This window comes from Collinsella sp. AF29-7AC (assembly GCF_003475665.1).
Classification (GTDB): domain Bacteria; phylum Actinomycetota; class Coriobacteriia; order Coriobacteriales; family Coriobacteriaceae; genus Collinsella.
In genome coordinates, this window is record NZ_QRQX01000039.1 from 1 (window position 1) to 5,528 (window position 5,528).

Annotated in this window: 4 protein-coding genes; all 4 read left to right on the plus strand. The window is 55.3% G+C overall.

Translation table 11 applies throughout. The features are described 5' to 3' along the window. Positions 1-369 precede the first annotated feature (369 nt). The gene (locus tag DWZ15_RS10145; protein ID WP_233544794.1) at positions 370-2,022 is read left to right on the plus strand and encodes an RNA-binding domain-containing protein; all 1,653 of its coding nucleotides are present in this window, start codon (positions 370-372) and stop codon (positions 2,020-2,022) included. Between the two features lie 460 nt (positions 2,023-2,482). After that, on the plus strand, positions 2,483-2,710 hold the full coding sequence (locus tag DWZ15_RS10150) for a hypothetical protein (RefSeq protein WP_117735822.1): 228 nt from the start codon (positions 2,483-2,485) through the stop codon (positions 2,708-2,710). Next, entirely contained in the window at positions 2,710-4,689 is a 1,980-nt protein-coding gene (locus tag DWZ15_RS10155) for an N-6 DNA methylase (protein ID WP_118450803.1), read from the plus strand. The genes DWZ15_RS10150 and DWZ15_RS10155 overlap by 1 nt, the downstream gene beginning before the upstream one ends. Then, positions 4,686-5,513 (plus strand): hypothetical protein, encoded by an 828-nt coding sequence (locus tag DWZ15_RS10160; protein ID WP_118450805.1) that lies wholly within the window; start codon positions 4,686-4,688, stop codon positions 5,511-5,513. The genes DWZ15_RS10155 and DWZ15_RS10160 overlap by 4 nt, the downstream gene beginning before the upstream one ends. Positions 5,514-5,528: the final 15 nt, after the last annotated feature.

Genomic DNA, 5,528 nt, shown 5'->3' on the forward strand with positions numbered 1-5,528 from the left:
AATGGCCTATTTGCTCAATGTGTTCGGCTGAGATCGGAAATCAACCTTTGGAATTGGAGCGGGCAGAAAATGGGCTGCGGTGTCACCGCAGCAAGCGGCCATAGTTCCGTGAACTAATGTAATTTCATTCGCTATCTGCGAAGCTACATGCAAAATTACATTAGAAGGAGACGTACTGTTTGCCGTTTCCCCTGGCAGCTGCCCTGCAAGGTCAATGGAAAGCGCAAACATTGTATGTATTGAAATACATGAGCTCACAGCTGGTCTACAGTCTTATATGCGACTGACTAATGTAACGAGAGATATAATTACATTAGTTGCGGATTAAATTACATTATATGGAGTGCCATGATACGAAAAACGAATGAGATGCCCGCCCTGCTCCTGCGTATCATTGCCGACGTCGAGACCGAGGTCGTCGAATACAAGGCAGCAAAGCAGAACTATGATTTCGAGGACATTGGCAAGTATTTCTCCGCCCTCAGCAATGAGGCCAATTTGCGCAAGGCAGAGTGCGGATGGCTTTTCTTCGGCATTTCAGACAACCGTCAGATAAAGGGAACTGCTTACCGCAAAGAATCCCAAACGCCAAGCGTCGGCCTGCGACGTCTAAAACACGAGATCGCCCAATACACAAATAACGGCATGACTTTCGAAGAGATTTACGAGTTTGAGGTTGATGGCAAGAGAGTCATTGCTTTCCAGATACCGGCTGGCAGCTTCGCAACGCCAACGACTTGGCACGGAATCCCCTGGTCACGTGAGAATGAATCCCTCGTAGAGATGCCCAAGTTCAAACTCGACGCCATCTACGGGCAGAGTCGACCCGACTGGTCGCGTCAGATTGCCTACGAGGCAAACCTCGATGACCTTGATCCAGAGGCAGTTAGCTTTGCATGCTCCAAATTCGTCGAAAAGTTCGGAGAAAGCCAGCCCGCCGTTCGTAACCTCGATGAAGAATCCATCCTCAGCAAAATGGCGCTTGTAATCCACGGCCACGTGAGCAATGCGGCGCTCGTTCTTCTGGGCAAACCGGAGTCGAGTGTCTTTCTGGGTGGCATCGAGCCACGCATTACTTGGACACTCTACGCAAGTGACGGCTCCACTATGGCCTATGAACATTTTGAACCGCCGTTCATTCTGCAGGTCGATCGTGTTCTGGGAAAGATAAGAAACGAAAAATACCGGTTCTTCGACCGTGAAGAGACACTGTTCCCCACCGAAGCGCATCGCTACAGCCCCGAAGTCATCCGAGAGCTTCTTCACAACGCCATAGCTCACCAAGATTTTAGAATGTCGGGAAAAATTAACGTTCTTGAATATGAGGACAGGCTTGTATTCAAGAACGAGGGCGCTTTTATCCCCGGGACGATAGAGAATGCGCTCGCGAGCGGTTACAAGCCGCCGTACTATCGTAACCCTCTGCTTTCAAGTGCCATGAACAAGACGGGCATGATGGACCGCAACGCCATAGGCATTCGCAACGTCTTCGATATTCAGCGTAACCGCCTGCTACCAATGCCCACCTACGATCTATCTGAGGTTGGACGCGTTGCCGTGACACTGTACGGTACGGTACTCAACGAGGACTATTCTCGACTTCTCGCAAGCAATCGAAATCTTGATTTGGCGACAGTGTTGCTGTTAGACCTCGTTCAAAAGGGACTACCCGTCACAAAGGAACAGTCACGCCTGCTTCACGAACAGGGCCTTGTTAGAGGTCGTTACCCCAAGCTGACGGTCTCAGCCGAGGTGGCAGCGGCCACCGGTGCCCACAGCGAGTATGTGCGAAACAAAGGCGTAGACAACAGTGTCTTCAAGGAACTGATTTTGGAACTCCTGCGCGTGCGCCCATGTTCAAGAGCAGAGATTATCGCAGGGCTGGATCATGCCTTGCCGGCAGACCTTACGGCAAAGCAAAAAGGCGACCATGTAAGCTATCTGCTCCAAAGCCTACGGAAAGCTGGTCGCATCACCAACGCTGGAAGCACTTCGGCTGCTGAGTGGCACATAGTCGAGTGATATGGCTCGCGATTTCGATTCTGCCAAACAAGTACATTCCAAGCCAAGTGCGCAACTAGCCCAGAATGTGCCTGACTGCCAGTCGTGATAGGACACATCCTTCGTCGCCTAGCATCGCACAGCGTCAGGCAACAGCGCATATGGTTGATCCAACTGAAGTCGACACCCAATCGGGCATTGCAACCTTGAGAGACGACAGTCTCATACAACAGAAATAGCTCCCTGCCACTCCATGCATGAGCGGCAGGGAGCGCTCATGGCGGACCATTTCTCAAGTTCCACCTTCCTCAACCGTAAAAACGTTCAACGTCTTAGAGGCCGTTTTTACGGTTGTTGGCTTCTTTTTCTTTAATTAAAAATCATCCTTTACCTGCTGATTCGCGATATTTCGCTTGTCTATATCTAGGTATAGACCTATAATAATTCCTATTATGACTAAGCCATGTCCTTGGGAGGTGTCATGCCGTCAGAAGCTCAAAAGCGGGCCGATCGTAAGTACAAGCACGACAAGACCCAGCAGTTCTGTCTGCGGTTCTATCCCGCCGAAGAGGAGATCTGGTCATTCCTCTCTGCGCAGGAGAACAAACAGGGGTTTCTTAAAGATTTGATTAGCCGCGAGATGGGCGGCGCATCGGACGGCCCCGCGCACGTTGGCAGCAGCACCAAGGTTGGAAGGACGGAATCGTAATGTCGCAAGTGAGCAAGGCTTCGATCATCCAGCCGGAGACCATACTGGACTTCATCGACGGTGTGACGCAGCGCAGGGACACCCCCGAGGAGCGAGTGCGCCAGGAAATCCTAAAGTCCCTCGTGCGTGAGTACGGTTACAAGAAGGAGCAAATCGGGGTCGAGGAGTCGATCAAGTTCGGCAGCAACCGAAAAGCGGTCGACGTCGCCATCTGGGAGCCGGGAAAAGCGCACACCCAAGAGAACATCTACATCATCGTCGAGTGTAAAGACCCCAAGACCAAGGCAAAGGGCAAAAAAGACGGCGTGGACCAGATGCATTCCTATGCGTCTGCCTGCATGAATTCTACCTACGGCATGTGGACCAACGGCGACGAGCTGCTCACCTTCCGTTACGTGGTGGACGATGCTGGCAAGCGCGGCCCCGAAGCTGTGCCCGACCTGCCGCATGCCGGCGGCGAGGTACCCGACGACGCGCCGCGCTTCGACCAACTGCGCCCCGCCGCCAGCGACTCACTGCTGTACTCGTTCCGCCGCTGCCACAACTACATCGCCGGAAACCAAGGCATCCAAAAGGCCGAGGCATTTCTTGAACTGCTCAAAATCATATTCTGCAAAATTCAGGACGAGCGCGACTCCGAGACGCCGACGTTCTACATCACGCCGACCGAACGCCAGGGCGCCGCGGGTAAGAAGAAGTGCCGCAAGCGCATCGAGGCACTTTTTGGAAGCGTCAAGCAGTCGTACGAGACAATCTTCAAGGCCGATGAGCACATCGCGCTAACCGACGACGTGCTTGCCTACATCGTGGCGCAGCTGCAAATGTATTCCCTGCTCGAGAGCGACGTGGACGTTAAGGGCCACGCGTACGAGACAATCGTGGGTTCCAACCTGCGCGGCGACAAAGGTCAATTCTTCACACCACGCAACATGTGTCACATGATGGTGCGGATGGTCGACCCATCCGAAAACGACGTCATCCTCGACCCCGCCATGGGCACCTGCGGGTTTTTGGTCACGGCCATGAACTATGTGCTCGAGAAAATCGGCAACTCCGTCGACGCGAGCGGACGCAGCAAGACCGCCAAGCAAGAGGCGCTGATCGCGCGCAAACGCGAGTTCCTGTCCAAGCACATCGTGGGCATCGATTTTGATCCCATCTTGGTACGCGCTTCCAAGATGAACATGGTCATGAACAACGACGGTACAGGGCAGCTGTTCCACGCAAACTCGCTCGAGCCGTTCTCGGGCTTTGAGCCCAAGCTGCAGAAGGCGCTGCGCCTGGACGCCGCCGACGTCGCGGCAAATAAGGCACTGCAGCCGGGGCACGGCGTTACGGCGATTATGACCAACCCGCCTTTTGGCTCCAAGATTCCCATCGAAGACCCAGCGATTCTGGAATTCTTCGACCTTGGACACACCTGGTCGTGGTCCGAGGAGGATGCCGAGTGGAGGATGGAACCTAAGCTCTTCTCATCCCAGCCGCCCGAGATCCTCTTCATCGAGCGATGCGTGCGCCTGCTTGAGCCCGGCGTGGGCGTAGCAGCGCTCGTCATTCCCAATGGCATCCTGGGCAATCCGGGTCTGGGCTACGTGCGCCAGTGGATTTTGCGCCATGCACAGATCCTGGGCTCGGTGGACATGCACCCGGACGCCTTCCAGCCCAACGTGGGCGTGCAGACATCTGTCCTTGTGCTGCGGCGCTGGGACAGCGAGGAAGAGGCGTACTGCAAGGACGGCACCTTCCAGGATTACAAGATGTTCATGGCCATCTGCGACCACGTGGGGCACGACAAGCGCGGACAGACCACCTACGTGCGCGACGACGACGGCTACCCAATCGTGCGGGAGCAGACCACCGCGGTGACAGGCAAGGTGGGATCCGAGGAGGAGAGCGGTCACACTTCAACGGAGCGTGTGGTGGATGACGAGACGATGGCAATAGCCGATGCCTTCCTTGAATGGAGGCGCGACCAATGACGAACGCACCTTTGGTGAAGAGCATCCGGCTTTCCACCGTGCTGGGCGGCGACGTGCGGCTCGAAGCCTCGACCTACCTGCGCGACGGGTATGGCTTCGTGAGCCTCGCCAACCAGTGCGACAACCATAAGAGGCTTGGCGACCTTGCCGACATCTGGCAGCCGAACAGACTGACGGGGTACACCGTGCCGGAAGGCAAGGGGTTGCCCTTCTTTACCGCCGGCCAGGTGTTCGAGGACTTCCCCCGTGTGAGAAAGTGGCTCGCAGCGCCCTTCGTGCCCCAGGCTGATTCTAGATACGTCAAGCAGGATTGGCTGCTACTTTCGTGCTCGGGCGTGGTAGGCAACGTTACCGCCGTGTACCCACATCACGTGAACAAGGTCATCACGCACGACCTGCTGCGTATCGAGCCGAAGGACCAGGCCGAGTACGGCTGGCTCTACGCGTACATGAAGACGGACTTCTTCAAACAGATCGCGCGGGCGGCCCAGTACGGCCACATGATCAAGCATATCGAGGTGGCCCACGCCAACGGGTTTCCGGTCATCATGCCCGATGCGGCCACGCGCAAAGCCATCGGCGACAAAGCCACCGAGGCAGTACGCCTGCGCGGTGAAGCATGGAGGCTGCGGGACGAGGCGTTTAAGCTGCTGGAGAAGGAGGTCGGTATTGCTTGTGAGGCAGAAAGTCCTGCAGGAACATGCGTGGTGAGTTTATCCAAAGTTATTGACAACAGATCGCGCCTTGATGCTGACAGTTATGCCGGCTCCATAAGCGCCGTAGACTCATTGGTGTTAGCGTCGGAAAATATTAGCCAAATATAGTCGGCCGAGATTGAC